General features: G+C 33.2%; 29 protein-coding genes. 14 read left to right on the top strand and 15 right to left on the bottom strand.

The genetic code is table 11. The features are described 5' to 3' along the window. Window positions 1-211 precede the first annotated feature (211 nt). Complete coding sequence (locus tag DMB92_RS05320) at window positions 212-643, top strand: hypothetical protein (protein ID WP_142682028.1); 432 nt, start codon at window positions 212-214, stop codon at window positions 641-643. Window position 644: 1 nt separating this feature from the next. Here DMB92_RS05320 and DMB92_RS05315 read toward each other — a convergent pair whose 3' ends face one another. Then, entirely contained in the window at window positions 645-902 is a 258-nt protein-coding gene (locus tag DMB92_RS05315) for a hypothetical protein (protein ID WP_142682027.1), read from the bottom strand. Between the two features lie 50 nt (window positions 903-952). Between DMB92_RS05315 and DMB92_RS09165 the strand changes: the two genes are divergently transcribed. From DMB92_RS09165 to DMB92_RS05295, 5 genes are read left to right on the top strand one after another with little or no spacing between them, the layout of a single operon-like run. Continuing rightward, a complete protein-coding gene (locus DMB92_RS09165; RefSeq protein ID WP_185900165.1) occupies window positions 953-1096 on the top strand; it encodes a hypothetical protein in 144 nt (47 codons plus the stop codon). Window positions 1097-1099: 3 nt separating this feature from the next. Then, window positions 1100-1321, top strand: coding sequence for a hypothetical protein (locus DMB92_RS05310; RefSeq protein WP_142682026.1), 222 nt, complete (start codon window positions 1100-1102; stop codon window positions 1319-1321). Further along, complete coding sequence (locus DMB92_RS05305) at window positions 1266-1481, top strand: hypothetical protein (RefSeq protein ID WP_142682025.1); 216 nt, start codon at window positions 1266-1268, stop codon at window positions 1479-1481. Before DMB92_RS05310 ends, DMB92_RS05305 begins: the two co-directional genes overlap by 56 nt. Then, window positions 1468-1815, top strand: a complete 348-nt coding sequence (locus DMB92_RS05300; protein ID WP_142682024.1) for a hypothetical protein — start codon at window positions 1468-1470, stop codon at window positions 1813-1815. The genes DMB92_RS05305 and DMB92_RS05300 overlap by 14 nt, the downstream gene beginning before the upstream one ends. Window positions 1816-1818: 3 nt before the next feature. Continuing rightward, on the top strand, window positions 1819-3024 hold the full coding sequence (locus DMB92_RS05295) for a DnaB-like helicase C-terminal domain-containing protein (protein ID WP_142682023.1): 1206 nt from the start codon (window positions 1819-1821) through the stop codon (window positions 3022-3024). Window positions 3025-3135: 111 nt separating this feature from the next. Here the strand turns inward: DMB92_RS05295 and DMB92_RS05290 are convergent, their stop codons facing one another. Continuing rightward, window positions 3136-3435: a hypothetical protein gene (locus tag DMB92_RS05290; protein WP_142682022.1), complete on the bottom strand. Its 300-nt coding sequence runs from the start codon at window positions 3433-3435 to the stop codon at window positions 3136-3138. 68 nt (window positions 3436-3503) lie between these two features. On the opposite strand from DMB92_RS05290, the gene dnaG reads away from it, so the two are divergent. From dnaG to DMB92_RS05270, 4 genes are all read left to right on the top strand, one after another. Beyond that, window positions 3504-5090, top strand: a complete 1587-nt coding sequence (gene dnaG / locus DMB92_RS05285; protein WP_142682021.1) for a DNA primase — start codon at window positions 3504-3506, stop codon at window positions 5088-5090. A 48-nt stretch (window positions 5091-5138) separates the two neighbouring features. Next, window positions 5139-5369, top strand: coding sequence for a type II toxin-antitoxin system HicA family toxin (locus tag DMB92_RS05280; RefSeq protein WP_142682020.1), 231 nt, complete (start codon window positions 5139-5141; stop codon window positions 5367-5369). After that, a complete protein-coding gene (locus tag DMB92_RS05275) occupies window positions 5366-5707 on the top strand; it encodes a type II toxin-antitoxin system HicB family antitoxin (protein ID WP_142682019.1) in 342 nt (113 codons plus the stop codon). Before DMB92_RS05280 ends, DMB92_RS05275 begins: the two co-directional genes overlap by 4 nt. Before the next feature lie 133 nt (window positions 5708-5840). Further along, window positions 5841-6623, top strand: a complete 783-nt coding sequence (locus tag DMB92_RS05270) for a hypothetical protein (protein WP_142682018.1) — start codon at window positions 5841-5843, stop codon at window positions 6621-6623. Between the two features lie 158 nt (window positions 6624-6781). Here DMB92_RS05270 and DMB92_RS05265 read toward each other — a convergent pair whose 3' ends face one another. From DMB92_RS05265 to DMB92_RS05210, 12 genes are all read right to left on the bottom strand, one after another. Then, window positions 6782-7525 carry a hypothetical protein gene (locus DMB92_RS05265; protein WP_142682017.1) on the bottom strand — a complete coding sequence of 248 codons (744 nt, stop codon included), beginning with the start codon at window positions 7523-7525 and terminating at the stop codon, window positions 6782-6784. Beyond that, the gene (locus DMB92_RS05260) at window positions 7525-8454 is read right to left on the bottom strand and encodes a hypothetical protein (RefSeq protein WP_142682016.1); all 930 of its coding nucleotides are present in this window, start codon (window positions 8452-8454) and stop codon (window positions 7525-7527) included. Before DMB92_RS05260 ends, DMB92_RS05265 begins: the two co-directional genes overlap by 1 nt. An 11-nt stretch (window positions 8455-8465) precedes the next feature. After that, on the bottom strand, window positions 8466-9644 hold the full coding sequence (locus tag DMB92_RS05255; RefSeq protein WP_142682015.1) for a DUF4043 family protein: 1179 nt from the start codon (window positions 9642-9644) through the stop codon (window positions 8466-8468). A 12-nt stretch (window positions 9645-9656) separates the two neighbouring features. After that, entirely contained in the window at window positions 9657-10025 is a 369-nt protein-coding gene (locus tag DMB92_RS05250; protein WP_142682014.1) for a hypothetical protein, read from the bottom strand. Window positions 10026-10039: 14 nt separating this feature from the next. After that, window positions 10040-10594: a Coiled-coil domain-containing protein gene (locus DMB92_RS05245; RefSeq protein ID WP_142682013.1), complete on the bottom strand. Its 555-nt coding sequence runs from the start codon at window positions 10592-10594 to the stop codon at window positions 10040-10042. 207 nt (window positions 10595-10801) lie between these two features. Continuing rightward, the gene (locus tag DMB92_RS05240; RefSeq protein WP_142682012.1) at window positions 10802-12361 is read right to left on the bottom strand and encodes a terminase large subunit domain-containing protein; all 1560 of its coding nucleotides are present in this window, start codon (window positions 12359-12361) and stop codon (window positions 10802-10804) included. A 30-nt stretch (window positions 12362-12391) separates the two neighbouring features. Continuing rightward, the gene (locus DMB92_RS05235) at window positions 12392-12712 is read right to left on the bottom strand and encodes a hypothetical protein (RefSeq protein WP_142682011.1); all 321 of its coding nucleotides are present in this window, start codon (window positions 12710-12712) and stop codon (window positions 12392-12394) included. Then, window positions 12713-13228 carry a hypothetical protein gene (locus DMB92_RS05230; RefSeq protein WP_142682010.1) on the bottom strand — a complete coding sequence of 172 codons (516 nt, stop codon included), beginning with the start codon at window positions 13226-13228 and terminating at the stop codon, window positions 12713-12715. It lies immediately after the preceding gene. Window positions 13229-13293: 65 nt separating this feature from the next. Beyond that, complete coding sequence (locus tag DMB92_RS05225) at window positions 13294-13917, bottom strand: hypothetical protein (protein WP_142682009.1); 624 nt, start codon at window positions 13915-13917, stop codon at window positions 13294-13296. Then, a complete protein-coding gene (locus DMB92_RS05220) occupies window positions 13914-15584 on the bottom strand; it encodes a portal protein (RefSeq protein ID WP_185900164.1) in 1671 nt (556 codons plus the stop codon). The genes DMB92_RS05225 and DMB92_RS05220 overlap by 4 nt, the downstream gene beginning before the upstream one ends. Next, window positions 15581-16126, bottom strand: a complete 546-nt coding sequence (locus DMB92_RS05215) for a hypothetical protein (RefSeq protein WP_142682008.1) — start codon at window positions 16124-16126, stop codon at window positions 15581-15583. The genes DMB92_RS05220 and DMB92_RS05215 overlap by 4 nt, the downstream gene beginning before the upstream one ends. Before the next feature lie 11 nt (window positions 16127-16137). Beyond that, window positions 16138-16401 carry a hypothetical protein gene (locus DMB92_RS05210; protein WP_142682007.1) on the bottom strand — a complete coding sequence of 88 codons (264 nt, stop codon included), beginning with the start codon at window positions 16399-16401 and terminating at the stop codon, window positions 16138-16140. Between the two features lie 125 nt (window positions 16402-16526). Between DMB92_RS05210 and DMB92_RS05205 the strand changes: the two genes are divergently transcribed. Then, window positions 16527-18983, top strand: coding sequence for a hypothetical protein (locus DMB92_RS05205; protein WP_142682006.1), 2457 nt, complete (start codon window positions 16527-16529; stop codon window positions 18981-18983). Window position 18984: 1 nt separating this feature from the next. Next, a complete protein-coding gene (locus DMB92_RS05200) occupies window positions 18985-19488 on the top strand; it encodes a hypothetical protein (protein ID WP_142682005.1) in 504 nt (167 codons plus the stop codon). Here the strand turns inward: DMB92_RS05200 and DMB92_RS09380 are convergent. Then, window positions 19485-19607 carry a hypothetical protein gene (locus tag DMB92_RS09380; RefSeq protein WP_260604760.1) on the bottom strand — a complete coding sequence of 41 codons (123 nt, stop codon included), beginning with the start codon at window positions 19605-19607 and terminating at the stop codon, window positions 19485-19487. The two genes, DMB92_RS05200 and DMB92_RS09380, sit on opposite strands and share 4 nt — an antisense overlap. A gap of 404 nt (window positions 19608-20011) precedes the next feature. Between DMB92_RS09380 and DMB92_RS05195 the strand changes: the two genes are divergently transcribed. Beyond that, window positions 20012-20596 (top strand): hypothetical protein, encoded by a 585-nt coding sequence (locus DMB92_RS05195; protein ID WP_142682004.1) that lies wholly within the window; start codon window positions 20012-20014, stop codon window positions 20594-20596. Next, a partial coding sequence (locus DMB92_RS05190; RefSeq protein ID WP_142682003.1) for a hypothetical protein occupies window positions 20596-21636 on the top strand: 1041 nt, incomplete at its 3' end. The genes DMB92_RS05195 and DMB92_RS05190, both read left to right, overlap by 1 nt.

Raw genomic sequence — 21636 nt, 5'->3', positions numbered from 1 at the left:
TATAGCAGAAATCAACTCATTTGAGTTTAAAATTTTTCCTATGTGAATTTCTTAATATAACAAGATGTTTTAATTGCCTCATTTACACATTTTTTAAAATGCTTTTAACTCGCCTAAGCGAGTAGCAATTCATCTCTTACCTAAGAGGTAAGAGTTTTCTTGCTTGGTTTGGATAAATAAAGAATTCTTACAAAGTAAGAATTTATACCTTATGAAAAATTTTTCAAATTCGCTGTTCTTTGTCTTTGAAAAATCCAAACTCAAAAAAGAAGAACTAAACTTAAAAGATTTTACAGCTTACGAGCAAGAAAAAATCATTCAGTGGTTTAAATACAAAGCCTTGAAAAGAAACTTAAACATACTTTCAAAGCAAAGAATTATCAAGCAATTAAGAGAATTTAAGGCAAGAAATCAAGATATAAGCAAAATCATCGATCAAAGCATTTTAAAAGGCTGGCAAGGACTATTTTTTGTAAAAACTGAGAAAAAATTAGAGCAAAATGAGCTTTTAGAGCTTGTTTTGAAAGAATTTCCAGAGTTTAATTTCACGGATAGCTTTGATTTAAGCACACTTAAAATCAAAGGGCAAAGTGTTAAATACAACGCTTCGCAGGATAAATTTGTGTTAGAGGGTGCAAAATGAGTTATTTTTTAAAAACCTCGCCTATCATATTCATATTTTGTTGTTTGAGTAGCTCTATTCTAAAGGCTTCTCGTTCGGCTTTAAGGGCTTTGATTTCTTCTTTTAAATCCTCTTGTGTGTTTTTGTATAGCTTTTGTATGAAATTTAAAAATTTCCAAACAAAAGCACCGCTTATACTTAAACCAAGCAAAAAGCCTAAGAAAAAATCTTTAAAAGAAACGGAATTTAAAGCCTTAGCAATAAGTTCTAAATCTTGCATGTTTTATCCTTATGAATTTTTAAAAATATTATATCAAAAAGGGATTTAAAATGGATATGTTGTTAGGTTTTGCAGTTGGGGTTTTTGTGATGGTCATAAGCTTATGTTTAGGTGCTTGGATTTGTTATTTTATACAGGGCATAAGTGCCGCTGTGCAAGTATGTTTTAGCTGGTTTAAATGCAAAAAAGGCTAAAAAATGGCTTATCAGTTTAAAACTTCAAAGGCTAAGGAGCAAAGTCCTACCTTTTTGATCAGCAAAAAAGATTTTAAGCTTTTAAAAGAGCTTGCCATTTTGCAAAATCTTTCAAGAGCTGAGCTTATGGCTGGGATTTTGATCTTGCATTTTAAGGGAGAGAAAAAATATGAAGTATTTACAAAAGCAAAACGAAGAAAAACTAAGAAAAAAATTCCGTCTTAAAAAAGCCTTGCTAAGCGAGCTAAACAAGCAAGCAAAAAAGAGGGGGAAAAGTAAAAATTTGCTTTTAAATGAAGCGATAAATGATTATTTTTCTTATATGAAAGCTAATCATTTGTTCGCAAATGTTTTGATTTTGGAGGCAAAAAATGACAAGCCTTGAGTTTAAGCTTAATGTCTTAAAACTTCATTCTTTAAGGTTTTCCACTAAAGAAAAAGAAGCTTTTAGCGAGCTTGTTGATCATTTAGAGCTAGAAAACAAAGAGGATTTTTTTGAGGATATGTTTTATGAGCTTATACAAAATTATAATTACTTAAATTTCAAGGATTTTTTAGAGTGTTTTAGAAAAAACTTGAATGATTATATCAAGGATTTGGTGGCAAAAAGTAAGATTAAAAATTTCAATCACAAGCTTTTTTTACAAGAAGAAGAGCTTTTAAGCAAATACTTTAAAGTCAAAATTTACAAAAATTTACCCAAGTGGTTTCAAGGTTAAGCAATGTTAGAAAAAGAAATATTAAGAAGTTTTATCGAATATCCTGATTTGATTGACGAGTTTTTAGACAAAATCTCTTTAAAAGCCTTTTCAAATGAGGCTTTGTATTATTTAAAAATCATCAATGAGCTAAAAGATAAAAAGCTTTTATCTTTGAGCGTGTTTTTAGAAAATGTGCCAAGAGCTAAGCAAAGTGAGGATTTTTTCATTGAATTAATTTCTGCAAATGTCAATCCTTTAGTGTGTGATTTAATCCCACTTTTGGTTAAAAAATACCAACTTGAAATGCAAGAAAAAATCGCACAAAAGCTTTTAAGTGGGGTTAATGCTAATGAAGTTTTAGAGCTTGATTTGTTAAGCAAGGAAATGGAAATTGAAAACAAAAGCATTAAAAATTTAAATGAGTGGCTCAAATATTATGAAAACAAGCCAAAGCTAGCCAAAACGCCTACAAATTTAAGTTTTATTGATAATGCCTTTAATGGAGGCTTTGAGCTGGGTCAGCTTATGCTGATTAGCGGGGACGCTGAGGCTGGAAAGACAACCTTAGCCTTGCAAATACTAGAAAACATAAGCAAAAGCAAAAAAGTAGCCTTTTTTTCTTTTGAATTTAGCGTGGATAGCTATTTAAAAAGCGTTGAAGAACAAAAGAAAAAATTAATCAAAGATCATATTTTCATCATTAACGATGGCTATGATATTAATGAGATAGTCGCAAACATTAAAAGGCTTTACAAGCTGGGTGTGAGATTTTTTTTGATCGATAGTCAAATGAGAATAGAGGTTAATTCTAAAGGCTTTTCAAACATGGAAGAAAAAGAAAGCTTTAAATTTAGCTCCTTAGCCAAGCTTTGCCATTCTTTAGAAATTTTCATCATGCTCATCATTCAAACCTCAAAAACGGACAAAGACAGCCCAACAGGAAGCAAAAAAGGCGAACACGAGGCAAGCATTATTTTACGCATTGAAAAAAATCCCCCTGATAAGAGGGATTATTCACAAAAAGAAAGTGAATTTGATGAGTTTAGCAGGTCCTTAATTTTAAAGAAAAACAAACAAAACGGCAAGCATTTTAAGGGCAAAATAGCTTTTAATCCAGCCACAAGGCTTTTTAGTGATTATGAAAGCAAGGTTAAAAAAACTGAGTATGTAGATATGGACGATATCCAAAAAGAGCTTAAGACAAATTTAGATGTGGATATATTTTAGGAGCTTTTAAATGGAACTTGTCAATTTTGGTTTTGGGATTGTTTGTGGGTTTGTCATAACTGCTGTGGTGTTTTGGATACTTAAGCTTTTTGATAGCTTGTTTGGTTAGGTTTAATGTTTAATTTGATTAAAAAAATGGCATTTTTGATTTTTTTTAGTGCAGTAGTGTTTTTTAAAAAGCTTATTTTTGTAATGCTCACACTCTATATTTCCAACTTGGCAATTATCAAGCATTCTAATAATGGCTTCCTTGTTGTCAGTGCAATTATAAGTGCCGTGAAATTTGGCTGTGTTTGGTTTGTGAAAGATTTTGTGAAACTGAAATCCGATGAAACACCCACACAAAAAGCCACATATGAAAACAGGCATATTTTGCGAGGCATAAGAAACAAGTTCATTAAAAGAAAACATTAAAACCTCTAAATTTTTAAAAATTATAACACAAATAAGGTTTAAATCACGAAAAAAGGAAAACTTGAATGATACTTAATTTAGAAGAAATTAAGACTAGAGCTGACATTTTAGAGGTGGTAGAGCATTTTTTGCCCCTGCAAAAAAGCAATGGCATGTATAAAGCACTTTGCCCCTTTCATGATGAAAGAACGCCCTCTTTCATGATAAGCCCACGAAAAAATATGTTTTATTGCTTTGGGTGCGGCGTGGGAGGAGATAGCTTTAAATTCGTGCAAAATTACAAGCATTTAAGCTTTGAAGAAGCGGTTAAGGAAGTAGCTAGCATTTGCAGGATAAGCGTTTTAGAAAGCGAAAACAAAAAGCAAATAAGCACAAAGCTACTTTACGAAGTGTTTGAAAATGTGAATAATTTTTTCATTCAAAGCCTTTTAGAGCGAGAGGATATTTTAGAATATATCAAGCAAAGGGGCTTAAATGAAGAAGATATCAAGCGTTTTGATTTGGGTTATTTTAGTGGGGCTGGTAAATTAGCAAGATATTTAACAGGCTTAGGGCAAATCAAACTCGCCCTAAAACTTGGCATAATATATGAAAAAAATGGCAAATTTTTCTCTCCTTTAGAAAAAAGGCTTATTTTTGGCATAAGAAACGCGGTCCATAAAATAGTAGCTTTTTCAGGTCGCTTTTTAGGAAAAAACGAAAACAACGAAGCAAAATACATCAACTCAAAAGAAAGCGAGCTTTATAAAAAAAGCTTTGTTTTGTATAATCTGAGCCACGCAAAAACAAGCCTTTGCAAATTTAAAGAAGTCATCATCACGGAAGGGTATTTTGACACCATAGCCTGCGTTAAGCTTGGCTTTTTAAACGCAGTGGCAACTTGTGGCACGGCTTTTACGCTCTCGCACCTAGCCTTGCTTTTAAAAATGGAGCATGAGCTAAGTTTTATCTTGTGTTTTGATAAGGACAAGGCTGGAGTGAATGCAAATTTAAAAACGCTTAAAATGCTTTTTAAAGAGGGGATTTTCAAAGCGAAAGTGCGTTATTTAAGATCTAAAAAGCTCAAAGACTTTGGGGATTTGCTTTTGCAAGAAAATTTAATTTTAAATGAGGCTTACATTGACATTGACGGCTTTGAGTATTTTTGCAAGATGAACTTAAAAGAATGTGGCGAGGACAAGGACAAAATCCATGCCTTTTTTAAGGAAGTAGAAGCCTTGATAAACGCACAGGCTAATTTTTTCTTAAAAGATGAGTTAAGGCAAAAAGCAAGCGAGTATTTTAAGTGCGACAAAAAGCATTTTGAGCTTCAAAAAAGCGGATCAGTTAAGGAGGCTAATTTTTCTTTAGAAGCTCTTGTTTTAAAAAATATTATAGGCGATGAAGAAAAGGCGTATGTTGCTAAGCAGTATTTAGAGCCTTTTCATTTTAAGGCTTTGGCTAAAAACTATGAAGCTTTTTTAAAAAATGATCAAGAAGCAAATTTAAAAATAGCTCTTGATGAGAGCTTAAAAGAGCTAAATAGAGAGGATTTTGCACTTTGCATTAAAGAGCTTGTAAAAAGCGAGTTAAAAACAAGGCTAGATGAAGCAAAAAGGCTTAAAAATGTAAGTTTGATCATAGAGCTTAAACAAAGGCTTTTAAAGCTTTAATGAGATTTTAAACTATTTATGTGTATTATACACACAGGAGCTTAAAAAATGAGTAAAAAAGAAAAGCTTTTAAAAGAACTTAAAAACAATCCTTATAATGTTCGTTTTGAGGTCATTAAAAATTTGCTTGAAAGTTATGGTTATGAAAGCTTTAATAAAGGTTCATCACATTTTCAGTTTAGAAAAGCTGGAAAAGAACTTATAACAATTCCTTTTAACCGCCCATTAAAAGCTATATATGTTAAAATAGTATTAAAAGCCATTAAGGAGGATAAATGAAAGATTTAGAATATTATTTAAATTTACCTTATGAAATTATCGTGCGAAAATTAAGCACAAAAGAGGGTGGTGGGTATTTTGCAAGATATAAGGATTTTCCTTATATTATGGGTGATGGACAAAATGAAAGCGAAGCAATAAAAGACGCTAAAGAAGCTTTTAAGACAGCTATTGCTCTAATGCTCGAGAAAAATGATTATATCAAAGAGCCAAATAATGATGAAGCTAAGGTGCGTATTAATATCACTATGTCAAAAAGCCTCATTGAAGCTATTGATAAAATTACTACGAATAGAAGTAAATTTTTAAGTGATTTAGTAGCTAGGGCTTTAAATTAAATTTTGCCCCTTTTTTTAAATGAGCCTTTTTAAATAAAATCTTTCCGTCCTTTTTTGTTTGGACCCATATTTTTTCTTTTGTAGCAAGATAGTTTTATACCCACCTATCTTGCTTAAATTTAAGGTTTTTGCAATGAATGCGGTAGGTTTTATTGATAATTTTAATTTAGCAGCACAGGCTCTTGAAAGCTTTTCTATGAACGCAGAAACGAAATTTAAAGCCGTTTTAGAACTAGCCTTAAAACTTGAAGAAATAGAGCTAAATAACAGAAAACTTGTTTTAGAAGAAGAAAAAATGAAACAAGAACTAGAGCTTAAGGCTTTAGAAAGTAAAAACAAATACGAAAATGCCACTGTCGAGCTTATCAAAAACATGGTTCAAGCCCAAAGCATGATTAAAAGCGTTTGGGATAATGCAAATATCAACAAATGCAATGCTCTTGTAGGTCTTTTTAATGTCGTGATGAATGCACAAAATACAACAGCACTTAGCGACTGGAAAACTTATTTTACAGAGATTAAAAACAGCATTCACGCTATAGGCAATGATAAGGATACAAAGGGCAACAAAAACAGCCTCATTGATGATTTTGACCCACTCATGAAAACGATCAAAGAAAGCTTAAAAGAGCTAAATTTTGCTAATGCTAACATTAAAAAAGTTGCTATCATTAGCCCTAAACTTGAGTTAGTAGAGGGCGAAAGCGTTGTTTTAAGAGGCATTAGCATATTTGCTAGCACGAAAGGGGGCTTTGAGGTAGAAAACAAAAGCTACGATACAAGCACCTTTTTATTTAAGGGCGAAAAAGTTGGAGATTTTCCTATTAGTTACTTCACAACTGATAACAATGGCACAATCGTTAAAGATAACATAACTCTTAAGGTCTTACCTAAAGAACTGAAAAGATTAAGGTAAAAAAATTGAGTTTTTAAAAAGCTTGGAAAAAATTTAATGCCCAGCTCGTCCGTATTTTCTAATGCTATCAAAGACTTCAGGATCAAAATCATCGCCAGCTTGTTGTAAATACTCATAAGCTTTTTGATTATTGTAAAAATGATTTGTTCCCTCTTCGCCTAAAGTTTTAAATAAACATTGCCCTCATCTGCCATTCTTTGTTGATTGTCATCATCGGCAGCAAATAAAGTGTGTCCTGTTTTGTCGCTTAACCACCTAGCCCAACTATTCCACCAGCCACTTGTTTTATCAGCATTTGCTATAATGCTACTCAAACTTTCCATAGCCGAATTAATATCATGCAAGGCTTTAAAATCGCTATCCCCACTGAGCTTTTTCACTTTCAAGTCTAAATTTGCCTTTGGATCATTTTCCTTGTAAAGCTCTCTTGTATCAATGCCTGCAAATTTTTTTAACAAATAAGCTTCATACAAGCTTAAATCTTCATTTTCTAATCTCTCATTTAAGCCCTTAATGCCTGTTTTGACAAAGCTACTTTCCTTATTTTGTGGATTTTGCAAATTTTCTAAGCTTTGCTCTGTATTTGTATCGTTTAAATTTTCTTGCTTTAAACTTTCATTTTGCAAGGCATGAGAGTTTTGATTTTCTAAATTTGAAGCTTGATTTTGCGTGTTTTGATCTTGCAAGCTTTGTGAGTTTTGCTTAGCCCTCATTAGCCCATCATCTTTGATAAAGCTTTCAAGAGGCGGTCTTTCTTTGTTTTGATTTTGCGTATTTTCCTGCGTTAAGCTTTCCCCTGCGTTTAAATTTTCTAATTTTTCTTGTTCTTGTTCTAAATTTAAGCTTTCCCTCTTTTTTTGATTTTCAAGCTCTAATTCTTCTTGGTTTTTTTCATAATTCATCAAATCACCTTATAAGTATTGTGCATATATGTGTTTAAATCCTCGTTTTGTTTAAAGGATTTTAACCATTTCATATTTTCTTGCAAGATTTTAAGCTCATTTCCTAAAGCCAAACTCGATAAAACGATATTTTGCAAAAAGCGTTGTTCTTTCAAATACTCGCTTTGAAAAAAATCCTCGCTTATTTGCCCATTTAAATTTAAAAGTGCGTTTTCAAACTCATCTTTAAGTTTTGTGTTTTCAAGGTGCAAACTTAGCACTAATCTTGCTTCTTTTTTGTAAGCAGCTTTAAAATCCTCATCTTTTAACAAATCATTTTTCAAAAAAGCCAAAGAAAAGGGCTTAAAAAGCTCGCTTTTGTGTTCTTCGATGAAAGCTTTTAAAACCTCCTCGCTTTTTTCCTCTAGCATATTGTGAAAATTAAAATTAACATTTTCAAGCTCGTTTTTAAGCTTTTGTTCTATTTTTTCGCATTCGTTAACGCTTTTTTCAAAATGTGCGTTTAAATCCTCTTTGAAATTATCAACGATGTCTGCAACTGGGACATTTTCTAGTCTTGTTTTTAAAACCAATCTAAAATTATCCAAAATACTTTCTTGCTCCGTGAAGTTTTTAATCACTTCCTCGCTTAAATTTGCATAATCAAAGCCTTGCTTGATCTCGTCTAAAGCTTCTTCTTTGCTTTGCTCAAAAAGCTCTTTAGTGCTGGTTTGAACGCTAAGCTTAAAGTCCTTTTCTAAACTTTCTTTGCTTTCTTTACTCTGCTTTTGCAAAAGAGCTTTTAGCTCATCTTTTAAGCTTTCAAAGCTAAAGGCTAATTTTTCATTGATAGCCTCTTGCTCTAAGCTTAATTTTGCTTCATTTAAAAGCTCTTTAAGCTCATCTTTTAGCCTTGAAATTTCAGCCAAATTTGCATTTTCATAATTCACTTAGCTTTCCTTTACTCGTGGCTTGAGAATATCCCTATCACAGCAAAATCAATGTTATTATAAGCATTTAAAAACTTGCCATCTTGTTCATATCTTGCCTTTGAAATAGCAAGTATCCTATCTGCTCCGCAAATCGTCTTTCTGCCCGCATCTTGAGTATCATCGATGTAAAAATTGACCGTATCATTTCCAGCCAAAACCAAAGCTGAAGCACCGATTAAAAAGCCTATGCTAACAGCTTGTTTATCTGCATAAGCACTAGGTGGGGTTAGCTTGGCGTGATTTTTGTGATTGATATTTTCGTAAAAATCCGTATCGCTTATGGTGGAGTTTAAAAAGCCACTTTGCGTTTGCGTCCAAACGCCCATATCAATGACAGGACATTCATCAATAAGCCCTATAAGTCCTGTAAATATGTTGTTTTTGTCCCCTCTGTTGCCCACTTTTTGCATTTCTTTCCATTCAGGATCATTTTTAAGCTGGTTGCATTGATAAGTATCAAGCAAGATGATATAAGAATAATTTTGCACATTTAAGCCCCCTTGATTGTGTGCAATGCTTCTTATAGGCTTGATAGGAAAGGTATCTTGTCCTTTGTAGTTTTTGCCTGTTCTAGCCATAAAAATGGCTCTTCTTAGAGCTTTGACATTACAAACATCGCCAGCTACGATTTGTTTGCTTGCACTTTGCGTATCTTTTTGTCTTGAGCTATCTTTAAAACCTAAAGCCTGATCACACACTACGCAGTTGCTGATATCATTGCTTAAAGCAGTTACAAATTGCCTATCTCTTCTATCCACCATCCAATCAGTTAAGCTATCCGTTGCTTCCTTGATGAAGTTAATTTGGCTTGAGCGTTCATACAATTTGATAGGACTGAGCAAGGCATTAGCGATAACTTCAGGATATATCGTTTGGCTTAGGATTTCTAGATTATCAAAATTTGTTTCAAGGTCAGCATTTCCACGAACTCCATCGCCCATGAGCTTTGTTTTAAGGCGTGGTCTATAAGGCTCGGTATCTGGCACATTATAAGTTCTTATACCTCTATCACTTCCCCCACCAGCAAAAGGCTCCCAAATGCTCTTTCTCCAGCTTGCCTTTTCTATTATCTTGCCGATATTTACGGCAACATTAGGATCATTTTTCCAATCAGCTATATTGATTTTGTTAAGTTCATTTAATGGCATTTTTCACTCCTTTTAATATTCAGTCATTATTTCGCTTTTTAAAAAATAAAGCACTCTTAAGATGATTTTAGCGTTTGAGTTTTCAGTATTGACGCTTACAAAACTTTTTTCATTCATACTTGTGATCTTAGCTGATGTGTGCGTTCCCTCAGCACTTAAATCAATATCTTTGATGAAAAAGTCCTCCACTTCATTAAGTCCTATGTTTAAGGGCGTAGCTTTTTTTCCGCCAGCTGTATTTGGAGTTTTGATTTCAACGCTTACTTGCAAAATCTCAGCACCTGCTGGTAAAACAATGGCTTTATAACCCTTGATAGTCTCGTCTAAATTGATCACAGCCTTAGCTAAATAAGGCACATGTTTAACTTGTTGTTGATACATTTTTGTTCTCCTTTTTAAATTCTATTCATAGGCATATCATCATAATCAAATTTTGCCTCGCTCACATCCCCACTGCTTGCATTTAGATCCTTTGGCAAATTTTCTTCTTCTTTGCCACCGCTTCTTTGCTTTTGGATTTGATACAATGCTTCAAAAAACTCATTTGGAGGTAAGTTATCAAGCTCTTTTTTGTAGCGAGTTCCAAGCTCTTCATAATAAAGAGCTAAAAGCTCCTCCATATTGGCATCAGGGTGCTTAGCTAAAAACTCTTGCTGAGCCTTTTCAATATCTGCAAATTGCTTTTCTTGTGCGATTTGCCCTTTGAGATTGTCTCTTTTTTGAAGCAAGGCATTATAATTTTCTTGCAAAAAATTATTTTGCATGCTAAGAATAGCTTTGATGAACTCTTCTTTGTTTTCAAAGAAAAGCTCTTCCATTTTCTCATCTATTTGAGAACTTGCAAATTTAGCAAAATCACTTTCTAAGCTTTGTTCTGCTTGTGAGATCTCATTTTCAAGAGTTTGAAGCTGCTCTTCTTTGCTTAAGGCTGGTGTATTTGGTATGTCCATTTAAACGCTCCTTTAAATTTGTGCTAAATTGTAGGTTTTTTTCATTTTTTTAAAAAGGGGCAAGATTTAAGCAAGGCTTTAAAAAGCATTATTTAGGCAAGTATAAAGTATAAATTATCTTAAATTTAAGTATTTAATAAATGGTTTTTACTTATAAAAATCTAATCAACATTTTTTAAAAGATAGATAAAAAAATGGATATAGTCCTTAAATCCTCCATTTAGACTTGTAAGCTGTTTGTCTCAAACTCTTTTTAGGCTTAATTTCTTGTGAATAAGGAGCTATAACCTCGCTATTTATCACACAGCTTGCTATGCAATCAATGCAATCATCTTTCCTAAAAGGCTTAGCTGGATTAAAGCTTAAAAGCTCTTTTTTGATCTGCCCTAAGCCATAAGCTGTATTTAAAAAGCACAAAAAACCGCTGTTATAATAAGGTTTTAAGGCTTTTATTTTTTCTACTTTTGAGATTTTACGGCTTGGAGCGTAGGTTTTGATCTCATTTGTGATTATGCTTTTTGCCGTTCTTTTAAGCTTTTCATTCACTCTAATAATTTCTTTGTTTAAAAGCCTAGCTAAGATCAGCCCTCCGCCCTCGCTTTCTATAAAGCATTTAGCCTTTGGATATTTTAGCAAGGCTTCTATCAAAACGCTTATGGTCTTTTCCTCGTCCCAAATGCCAAAAAAGCAATCTTTGACAATGTAACGCTCGTTTTTTTCAACCCTATCCACGCCTAAAACAACGATAGCTCTATTATCTGCGTTTTTTTCAAGGCTTGTTGCATTATCAACGAAAATATATTCATAATGCTCGTTTAGCTCATAACTTGGCACTTCTTTAAAATAAATAGCCTCAAAAAAGCCAGCTTCTTTGGCTTGGGGTTCTTGTTGATACTGCGTTGAAAACTCATCATCGCCCATTTGAAGCTTAAGCTCTTTAAGCTGGTTTAAATCGTGCTTGAGTGGGAAAAGGGCTTCATTTTTAGCCCTTTTGTAGTAAAAATCGCCCATTTTATACTCTTTTTGCTCATCATTTAAGGCTTCAAGCTTGATGATTTGCCATTTTTTTATAATATCTTTTTCAAAATTTCTCTCATCAAGCAAAAAGCCACAAAGATCTTCATAGCCTAGCCTTTGCATTAAGATAGTGATATTTGAGCTTGTATCTTGCAAACGGCTTAAAACGCTTTCTTTGAAGTTTTGATTTACTAAATTACGGCTTGCCTTGCTTGACATTTCGCTTACTTTAATGGGATCATCGATTAAGATTTGATGAGCGTGAAAGCCTGTTATGGCACTTTTAAGCGTGGTTACGAAAAGTCCTCCACCCTCACGCAAAACAAATTCGCTTGAATTATCTTGCAAAAAAGAGGGTTTGAAGTTAAAAATGCTTTGAAAAAATTGTGATTTGATTAAATCCCTTACTTGATTTGAGATTTTTTTGCAAAGCTCATCGCTGTAAGATATATAAATGAATTTTCTCTCAGGTGCATTTCCCAAAGCCCAAGCGATAAAGCTTCTTGCTATGGTTTCAGTTTTGCCATAACTTGGAGGCATGTTAAGCATTAAACGAGTTATTAAATCCTCGTTTTTTGTCTTAAAAGGTAGGGTGTTTTTTAAAATTTCGCACAAAAACTTAAAATGCCAATTATCCAAAAAAGGCATTTTGTTGTATCTTTCCCATTTTAGCTTTAAAAAGGTGTAAAAGTCTTTTTTGGCCAATTCTCTTATTAAAAGTTCTTTTTGATAGTCTTTAATATCTTTCATAAGCTTAATTTAGCTCGTTTTTAAGCTTTTTTAAAGGGGCAAAAATTGAGAAAGTTCTACCTTTAAGCACAAGGGGGCTTGATTTTGCAAGTTTTTAAACTCATCAAGCTTTTTTAATATATTTTCAATTTGTTTTAAATCAATTTCAAAAATGAAACTCAAGCATTCTTCAAAACTTTTATAAGATTTTAAATTTTTAAAATATTTGTAATCCTTGCTAAAATCATCAAATCGGGGTAAAATAACATTACAAAGCACTTTTTGAATGAAATTTACTTCATTTCTTTGTTTTTGTTTCAATATATAGGAAAAAGTAGTATGAATATAAGCTAAATTCCTACTTTTTGACATTTATGCCCTTAAAGCCTTGTTTGCTTCTTCCACGCCCTTACCAAATTCTATAATATCAAAATCCTTTAAAATGCTTGTTTCAAAACCACCCATAAGATTCATAAAATCATTATCTAAAAGGCTTTCTAAGATATTTTTTAAAGCTATCGAGGAATAATACACTTTTAAATCTGCTTTTTTTAAGCTTTGATCTTGTTTTAAATCAATTCTTTTTTTAGCAGTGCTTATAACCTTGTCTAATTCCTTAAGATATTTTCTTAATCTTTGTTTTTCTTGTATGTTTTCTGTGTTTTTGAGTTTGAAAAAATCTTGCTCTTTAAGCATTATCAAAGAATAATAAGAATGTAATTGCACTATATCATCGCAAAGGGCTAAATACTTTTTTAAATTTTGCTCTTGTATTGTTTTGTGCGAGGATTTATCTAAATTTAAATAACTCGCATTGAGGTTGCTGTGTGCTAAATTTAAGGCTAAAAAACAAGTTAAAGAAGTTTTAATAAGATTTGATTTTGTCAATGTATTCTCCTTAAAAAACTTAAAAATTATAGAAAAAATACATTAAAACCCAGCTTAAGCTTAATTCATTTTTCCTTATCTTCTAAAGCCTGTATCCTTTCTAAAAGCTCTTTTTGGCTAAGCTTGCTTAAATCCTCGCTGACATTGATCACATTGAGGTTCAAGCTTGCGTCTGAGTTTGAGTAAAAGCTTTTTTGAAGCGTGGCTAAGATATTGACATATTTTTCAGCTCCAGCGATGATTAAAGGCTCGCCCTTGCCCTCTTTTCTAAGGCTTAGCATTCTAGTTAGCTCGTCCTTTGCTATCAAAGCTCCCAAAGCCATGTTTTTTTGTAAAAAATTAATACCCATTGCTTTCATTAAAAGCTCATCGCTTAGGTTATCAAGCAAGTTATTTCGCACCAAATCATTAAGTTCATAATAAGTTTGTCCTAAATTTGCCTTGACATTTTCTTTGATTTTTTCGCTGGTGGCGTCAATGATAGTGCCAAATTCTTTTTTGATTAAATTTTGTTTGATATCACTTTCCAAGACCTTTTTAACGCCTTTTCCTTTTTCCCAGCCCTCTTTTTGTATCCAAGTCATTAAGGTGCGATATGAAACATTAAATTTTTTAGCCACTTCTTTGTTTTCATCTAAATGCGTTTCATAGTAAAATCTAATCTCAGCCTTAAGCTCTTTGCTTATCATCTTAGATCCTGACCGCCTTTTTGCATGCTTGTATTTTTGCTCTCATCACTTATCTTGTGTGCTAAAATGCCTTGAGCTGTGTATTTTCCAGCCTTAGCTCTTTTTTCGTTGATTTCAGCCTTGACCTTTTCAAGCTCTAAAAGCGTGCTTTGTTCTTGAAGCTGTGCCAAAGGCGAATTAGCCATTTGTGCCTGAGCTTCGTTAAATTTGTCTATCAAGGATTTGACATCTTCAACTATAGGACTATCTATATCTTTGAGTATCAAAGGTAAAAGCTCTCTAGTTAGCTCTGGCTGGGTGGTGTGAAGCACTTTGATGATCTCGCTCCACTGAGTGAAACGATCTTCATTAGAGCTAATTTTTAGCTTGGTTTTGTATTCAAGATCAAAGGCTCCTATTTTGATCTGATTTTTTTCGTTGTCATTAATGCTAAAATACCTTAAGCCTCTTTCTTTATCGACTATCTTAAAAATTTGCTTTTTGGTAAAGTAAAGTTGCATTAAATTTAAAGCCTTTTCAAAAATGAGCCTATCTAAATCATCGCTTCTACTTAAAAACTCTTGCAAGCCCATAAGTCCAGCCTCACGCCTTTGAGTTATAGCCTCGCCACTTTGGCGGTTGTTGGCTATGCCTAAAAACTCATCATTTAAGCCACTTAAAATTTTAGCAAGTTGTCTTTTTTCGTTTGCCTTTGCACTTAGTGCTTGTATGTCTGCGTGGTGCTGAATGAATTGTATCTTTTGAGCTGAAAGAGCATTTGGAGCGACCTTTACTACTGCGTTATCTTTTTCTATGGCGTTAATGAACTCCTCAGTGTCTAAAACAGAGTCTGCTTCAAACATAGCCTTAAAAGAGCCAAGCATATTTCCCATTTTGTTTTCAGCAAAATTGATATAATCTTGCATAGGCTTAATATCTCTAAAAAGCCCATACCAAAGCCCCTTTTCATCGATATTAAATTTAGCTATGCAAAAAGGGTGGGACCCATCTTTAAAAGGACTTTTTTCATAGAGCAAAATACCCTTATCGTGCCAAATGTAGCGGTTAAAAACGCCATTTTCTTTGATCCAAGTTTCGATTAATTTCACTCTTTTGTCGATATTGTTATCAAGTGGGATTAATTCTTTTTGAAAAATATCCTTTGCTTCATAATAATCCATATTTAAGCTTTTGTGAAAACGCCTTGCGTCCTTTGCGTTGATATCCTTTGAGTAAGCGTCTATCAAAAAGCTTTTTGTGGGTAAGCTTTTAAGCTCCACGAAGCGATTTTTTTCTTTGTCCTCTTTTATCCAAAGCTCGCAAACTGCAAGCCCAAAGATAAGCTCTCTGTCTTTTTTGATCATTTCTTTGTTATAAAAATCAGCGTGCGAAAAGACCTTTAAAAGATCGTTAAGCAAAAAGGCTAATGCCTTATCTTCTTCTTGGCGGCCACTTACGACAAATTCGCTTATACTTTGAGCCTTATAGCCTAAAATTTTATTAATGATCATCTTATAGATATTTTCGATCACTGGACTTTGCCCACGCTCTGCAAGTATGGCTAAAATACTGCTATCAAGCTGGTTTCCGTGATAGTATTTTAAGCTTTCTTTGTATTCGTTTAAGGCTGCTTTGTTAGCCTTAAGATCGTTTTCGTAAAGCTCTTTAAGCTGGGATAAGCTTTTCACTTTTCATCTTCTTTCTTCCAAAAAATTCGCATACCACTTCTATCTTGATAATATCCTGTGTTTTTGTCCCACTGCGTAATTGATGGAGTGATAGGATCTTTGATATTTGGATAAGCTTGGTGTCTTGTAACATAATCATCAACATAACTTTTATAAGTTTGGTGGCGAATGCTTTCTGCATTTGCGTTTAGATTGCTTGTTTGTGCTGCTCTTAATGCCAACATAGACCTAAAATCGGTTTCAAAATTATCATTGACTTTCTTTTGATACTCATTTTTGTATTCTTGTCCTATAGTGGCTTTTCTTGTAAAATCAGTGCTAGCGATCAGATTGTCAGTTTTTGCTTTCATTTGATCTTTTTGCAAAGCCCTCATTTCTTCGGCATTTTGATAATTTGCTTGATTTTGCAAAACCGCACTCATTTGCAAAATCCCATTTGTAAAGCCTTGCATTCTAGCAGTGTTTGCGTTTTGTAAATTTGCTGTAGCTTGAGTTACATTTGCTAAAGCCCCACGCCCTGCTGTTATATCTTGTATCGCCATTTTTTGTCCCCTTATATTCTGTTCCAAACGCTTGAACTATCATCAAAGACAGAGCCTATCATATCGCTATTTGCTTGTAAATTAGCCTGATTTGTATCATAACGCTTTTTTTCTTCTTTGAACTGATCTTTGGCAAGATTAAGATTATCTTTTGCAAGCTTGATATTTTGCTTGCCACTTCCAAAAACAGAGTCTAAAGCTCCAAGCGTAGCCGCACCTCCTGCTAAAACACTTCCCACACCCATTAACGCATTTGCTGTTGCTGCTTCGAACATTTTTAATCCTTTTTTATTTTGATTATATTTTAAAAGCACAAAAAAGATAAGGGGCAAAAAAATCTTGCCCCTTTATTTAAGCTTTTTTAAAAGATAAATTTACAAAAAATAAAGGAGCTTTTGTGATGAATGATCAAGCAAACAAAGACTTAGATAGTGCAAATCCACTAAGCAAAGAAGAGTATTTAGCAAAGATAAAAGAGCTTTTGGATAAAAATGATGCGTGGTTAGAGCAAGTGAAAATGACTCTTTTAGTCGTTTATAATCTTGAAAAATCTTTCCAAGATATGAATTTAAAATACGAAAACGCCTTTGCTGAGTGTGATAAAATCGCTAAAGAAATCGCTGAGAAAAAAGAGCAATTGCACGAATTGCTTGCCTTAAAAGGCGAGGAATTTAAAAATTTGCAAACTGAGTTTTTAAATATCAAGGCTGAAAATTTAGAGCTTTTAGAAAGTGCAAGCAAACAGCTAGAAGAAATCACAAAGATCAAAGATGAGATCATCAAACTTTCTTTAGAATACGACAACAAAAACGAAAAAGCCCTTTTTGTTTTAGAGCAAATCGAGTATATGAAAAATGAGCTTGATAGCTTTGATTTTGAAGCCATAACGCAAAGGATAAACAAGGCTCTTTTAGAGCTTAAGACAAAAAAGGACGAGGCTTTAAACGAACTTTCTTTGCAAAGTAATTTAGCACAAACAAGCATTAATAACTTAAGCGAGATATTTAGAACAGAATTTGAAGTGAAAATGACCGAGCTAGATAACAAGATCACCCTCCAAGCTCCAAATTTTGAACTACTCAATCAAAAAGCTGAACAACTTGAAGACTTCATTAACAAAAAACAAGAGCAATTTCAACAAGATTTTTATAACATTGACAAGCTCGAGGAAATAACCTTTGTTCAAAAAGACATTCCAAAGCAAGATGAAGCAAAAGAAAATGACACTTGGCTTGATACAAATCAAGGTGTCATCAATATCTATGAAAAAAATCCCAATGTTAGATTTAATCAAAGCGATGATCCTACAAATTATGCTTCTTTGTATGATACTTTTCACAAAAACAACAAAATAGCAGATACTGAGTTTAACGAACTTCATATGTTTTTGCAAACTGAAAACGGCAAAGAATGGGTTAAGACTAATGAAGTGAAGTTTTTTGCAAACTATCAGCAAAGCCAGCAGCCAGCACTTGAAAACTCAGAGCCTAATCAAACTTGGTTTGAAATGGATTATTTAGAAGTTTATTATCGCGAAAATAACGCTTGGGTGCAAATATCTAAAAAGCTTGAGCAAGCTAGATTTATCCAAGACACTGAACCGAGTGAAAATCAAAATGTGAAGCTTAATGACATTTGGAAAAAAAGCGATGATGAATTTTTCATGTTTGTTGCCGTAAATGCAAATGGCAGTGTTACGAATGAATGGATAGCTTTAGAAAAGGTGTATTTGTTTGCTAAATTCATGCAAGAGATCGAACCTGTGTCAGTTGAGGGAAAAGTTAGCGTTGATATGTTTGACTTGTGGTTTAAGTGTGATTTTTCTAAATTTTATGTTTTTGCAAAGAAGGGCGAGAATGATACAGGAAGCGTATTTGAGTGGATACTTGTAAGTGAGGCTAAAGCAAATGCTAGATTTAAAGGAGAAATCGCACCAAATGAACTGATGATAGGGGATTTTTTCTTTAAGCACGAAGCAAATGATCAATATCAAGGCGAACTTTTTGAATACAAGGCAAAAAATCACGAATATCGTTTTGTAACTTTAAAAGCTCTTGAAAAATACACAAGATACAAACAAGAAATTTTGCCTGATGAACAAGACTGCGAAAACGATGATTTGTGCTTTAAGCCTTATTCTAAAAAATATTATATTTTAAAAGATGAGATCAACAGCAGAGCTTGGCAAGAACTTGACATTAACAAAGAAGCAAGCTTTAGAGGCGAAGTAGATTTAAGCACTGCAAAAGCAGGCGATATCTATCAAAAAGATGAAAACTCACAAAAGCTTTTTTACATGAAACTGCCTAAAGAATGCTTTTGGCAAAAGCAAGATGAACCTAAGATCAAGCCTTATATTTGGAGGAACAAAAACACAGATAGACTTGAGATCATCGAAAATCTCATGAGTCCTGAGCTGAGTTTAGAACACACTTACAAAGATATCTTAGAGCTTAACTATCCTCAGCAATTCGTGCAAAAGTATCATTTAGATACGCAAATAAATGCCTTAACTCAGGCTTTAAATGAAGCTAAAACCAAGCTTGAAACAAATATCACAAATTTAGATAAAAAATACTCTTATGACTTTGTCAATGTTGGTGGCAATCCTGCAAACATAGACTTTAGAGCTGGAAATACCTTTGTTATCAATGCAAAAACAAGCAAAAGCATAGGTGTAGCAAATGTAACAGGTTGTGTTGGTAAAAGCGGTATCATCATCGTTTATAACTGCAACTTGTTGCAAAGATTTGATGCGAGGTTTAAATGGCGTATCGCTCAAAGTGGCTTTAGTGGGACTGAAGTTTTTGCCTTTTTTATCCATGATATCAATTGGATAAGACTTGTGAGAAGCTAAGATGAATAGTGCTTTGATTTTGAGTAATAATAGCGTTATGCCTAATACTAGCACCTTACCTTTTCAAACCTTGAGTGCATTTAGCGGTGCAAGTGGTGCAGTGTTAAGACTTGAGTTTAAAATCACAGCCTTTGCTGATGAGCATTATTTTATCGATCGAGACAACGGAAGACAAGTAGATACTTGGGGACCTGCTGATTTTAGGTGGCTTGAAGTGTATGTATCTTGGGGAGATGATTTTAACATAACTAAAAATGCAGGCTCAAGCTTAATAGCCCAGCATATGTATTGGGAAAGACCTGTTTTAAAAGTAGTTGCTAGCATTAAAGTGCCTGCGAATAAATACTATAAAATTTGGTGCAAGGGTAGAAATCAACATAATTGGAAAAAAGCTTATAGAGCTCTTGGAAAGATTTATAAATATGACCATAGAGAGGATTACAGCGATGATTTTAATGTCAAGCCTGAATACTTTGAAATTTTTAATGTTATAAGGATTGCTTAATGGTTTTTTTCAAATTCGTTTTTATCCATTTGATACATTTTATAAGCAAAAACAATAACAGGCACACAAATACCAAGTATGCAAAAGATCGCCAAACTTATGCCGTAAATTTCGTTCATAGGTATTCCTTTAAAATTTTTAATATCACAAGGATATCTTAATGGTTTTTACCTGCTTTAGAAATTTTAATCACTATAAAAGAAATAAATGCAGTGGCAAAGACCATAACGCCTACAAGAACAATATAATTAAGCATAATCACTCCTTGAGTTTATCGAGATTTTGTATTAAAAAATACACAATTAAAGCTAAACAAAAAGCAAGGAAAACAACCCCTAAGCAAACGATTGAAAGTCTGAGCTTACTTAAGCTTTCAACATTGATAAACAAATACGCTATCAGTGTTAAAAACGCTGTTAGGATAATGTTTAGCACATTTTTAATAATACTGATGATTTCTTTTGTTTTTTCCATAAAAACATTATACAAAAGAAATTTAAATTTAATTTGAAAGGGAATACACATGTTTTACAAACTCAAAGACAAAAGCCTAAGCTATGATGATACTTTCATCGATGAGCTTGGCAATACTTGGTTTTTAAATGCACTTGATGATGAAGAGCTTAGAAAACTTGGCTTTGCTAAGGTGCATGAAGATGAACAGCCTCAATATGATCCAAATTTATACGAACTTGCCAAAAATGAAAGCTATGATGAGCAAAACAATGTTTTTAAGATTTCTTATTCGCTGAAGCCTTTAGAAAAAGAAAAATTGCTTGCTTTCATGAAAGAGTATTTAAATACGCAAAAAATGTTGGAAAAATTAAGCCTTAATTTCAAAGGCAAGGATTTTCAAAACACCGAAACTTCAAGGAACTTAATCACAAGCTTCATCAATGCAGGAGCGAGTGAGGTAGAGTTTTTAAGCAAAGACAATGAAAAAGTGCTTTTAAGTCAAGATGAACTAAAAGAGCTTTTAGCCCTTTGCCTAAAACAAAACGAAGAACAAGTTTTTGAGTTTAGGATATTAAAGGATAAGTTAGAGCAAAAAACAGAACAAGAGCTTATCGAGTTTTACGAATTTTACACACATGCAAAGGAGCTATGATGATTGATTTAATCCAAACACAAACTCAAAGCTTGCAAGCTTTACAAGAGGACTTAAGAGAACTTGTCTTAAATCAAAAAGCCTTTTTGCAAAACCAAAAAGAGCTTCATTCTTTAGAGTTTAAAATCAAACAGCTTGTCAGTGCAAAAATCACAGAAAACTTGAGTGAAAACTCTTTTGATGAGACAAGAGCTTTAGAGCTGATCAAAGATGAGATCGCAAAGCTTGAAAATCTATCTTTAGACCAAGTTAATAATCTTTTGCAAGATGAGCTTTTAAAAGCAAACCAAAACACACAATCAAAGCTAAGTGCCTTAAATGAAAGTTTGGCTCTTGAAATGAATGCAAACATTCAAAAGGCTTTTGAAAGCTTAGAACTTACAGCCAAGCTAGAAGAAGTAAAAACGCATTTTAAAACCCTTTTAAATAAAGAACTTGAAGCAAATAACGAGGCTTTAGAGGCTCTTGAAACGAAGCTAAATGAGCTAAAAAGCTCGCTTGAAAACTTGCAAAATGAAAGTCTTAGTTTAAACAAAGCAAATGAGCTTTTTTTAAGCAAACAAGAAAGCGTTAATTTGATGACTTGGAAAGGACATATCGATACTTTAAAGGAGTTAAAGGCTATCAAAAAGGCTAAGATCGGAGATACTTACTCAGTAGCTGATCAAAACGGAGCTAATTATGTATATGATGGAACAAATTGGGACGAATACGCAAGCTCTCAAAGCCTTGATAGGCAAGAAATGAACGAGCTTATCAATGAAAGCGTGAATGGCATAAATGAAAAGCTAGCTTTAAAAGCTGATACTCAAAATGTAGAAAGCTTAAAAGAAAAAATGCAAACAAGTTTTGAGGGATTTAAGGCAAAGCTAAAAGATGAGATTAAGGACTTTGTGAGTGAGATAAGAGCAAAAGAGCTAATCAATGAAAAACTTAGCTCCTTTAAAGCTGGCATTGATGAAGCTGAACTTAATCAAAAACTAGAGCCTTTAAAAACTGAGCTTGAAAGCAAGATAAATGAAAACAAAGAAAGCTTAAAA

This window comes from Campylobacter sp. MIT 99-7217, assembly GCF_006864365.1.
Taxonomy (GTDB): Bacteria; Campylobacterota; Campylobacteria; order Campylobacterales; family Campylobacteraceae; genus Campylobacter_D.
This window is presented reverse-complemented; position numbering and strand designations above follow the sequence as displayed.

Coding starts and splice junctions, on each gene's coding strand:
- DMB92_RS05320 (WP_142682028.1), top strand. CDS start 212: ATGAAAAATTTTTCAAATTCGCTGTTCTTTGTCTTTGAAAAATCCAAA.
- DMB92_RS05315 (WP_142682027.1), bottom strand. CDS start 902: ATGCAAGATTTAGAACTTATTGCTAAGGCTTTAAATTCCGTTTCTTTT.
- DMB92_RS09165 (WP_185900165.1), top strand. CDS start 953: ATGGATATGTTGTTAGGTTTTGCAGTTGGGGTTTTTGTGATGGTCATA.
- DMB92_RS05310 (WP_142682026.1), top strand. CDS start 1,100: ATGGCTTATCAGTTTAAAACTTCAAAGGCTAAGGAGCAAAGTCCTACC.
- DMB92_RS05305 (WP_142682025.1), top strand. CDS start 1,266: ATGAAGTATTTACAAAAGCAAAACGAAGAAAAACTAAGAAAAAAATTC.
- DMB92_RS05300 (WP_142682024.1), top strand. CDS start 1,468: ATGACAAGCCTTGAGTTTAAGCTTAATGTCTTAAAACTTCATTCTTTA.
- DMB92_RS05295 (WP_142682023.1), top strand. CDS start 1,819: ATGTTAGAAAAAGAAATATTAAGAAGTTTTATCGAATATCCTGATTTG.
- DMB92_RS05290 (WP_142682022.1), bottom strand. CDS start 3,435: ATGTTTTCTTTTAATGAACTTGTTTCTTATGCCTCGCAAAATATGCCT.
- dnaG (WP_142682021.1), top strand. CDS start 3,504: ATGATACTTAATTTAGAAGAAATTAAGACTAGAGCTGACATTTTAGAG.
- DMB92_RS05280 (WP_142682020.1), top strand. CDS start 5,139: ATGAGTAAAAAAGAAAAGCTTTTAAAAGAACTTAAAAACAATCCTTAT.
- DMB92_RS05275 (WP_142682019.1), top strand. CDS start 5,366: ATGAAAGATTTAGAATATTATTTAAATTTACCTTATGAAATTATCGTG.
- DMB92_RS05270 (WP_142682018.1), top strand. CDS start 5,841: ATGAATGCGGTAGGTTTTATTGATAATTTTAATTTAGCAGCACAGGCT.
- DMB92_RS05265 (WP_142682017.1), bottom strand. CDS start 7,525: ATGAATTATGAAAAAAACCAAGAAGAATTAGAGCTTGAAAATCAAAAA.
- DMB92_RS05255 (WP_142682015.1), bottom strand. CDS start 9,644: ATGCCATTAAATGAACTTAACAAAATCAATATAGCTGATTGGAAAAAT.
- DMB92_RS05250 (WP_142682014.1), bottom strand. CDS start 10,025: ATGTATCAACAACAAGTTAAACATGTGCCTTATTTAGCTAAGGCTGTG.
- DMB92_RS05245 (WP_142682013.1), bottom strand. CDS start 10,594: ATGGACATACCAAATACACCAGCCTTAAGCAAAGAAGAGCAGCTTCAA.
- DMB92_RS05240 (WP_142682012.1), bottom strand. CDS start 12,361: ATGAAAGATATTAAAGACTATCAAAAAGAACTTTTAATAAGAGAATTG.
- DMB92_RS05235 (WP_142682011.1), bottom strand. CDS start 12,712: ATGTCAAAAAGTAGGAATTTAGCTTATATTCATACTACTTTTTCCTAT.
- DMB92_RS05225 (WP_142682009.1), bottom strand. CDS start 13,917: ATGATAAGCAAAGAGCTTAAGGCTGAGATTAGATTTTACTATGAAACG.
- DMB92_RS05215 (WP_142682008.1), bottom strand. CDS start 16,126: ATGGCGATACAAGATATAACAGCAGGGCGTGGGGCTTTAGCAAATGTA.
- DMB92_RS05210 (WP_142682007.1), bottom strand. CDS start 16,401: ATGTTCGAAGCAGCAACAGCAAATGCGTTAATGGGTGTGGGAAGTGTT.
- DMB92_RS05205 (WP_142682006.1), top strand. CDS start 16,527: ATGAATGATCAAGCAAACAAAGACTTAGATAGTGCAAATCCACTAAGC.
- DMB92_RS05200 (WP_142682005.1), top strand. CDS start 18,985: ATGAATAGTGCTTTGATTTTGAGTAATAATAGCGTTATGCCTAATACT.
- DMB92_RS09380 (WP_260604760.1), bottom strand. CDS start 19,607: ATGAACGAAATTTACGGCATAAGTTTGGCGATCTTTTGCATACTTGGT.
- DMB92_RS05195 (WP_142682004.1), top strand. CDS start 20,012: ATGTTTTACAAACTCAAAGACAAAAGCCTAAGCTATGATGATACTTTC.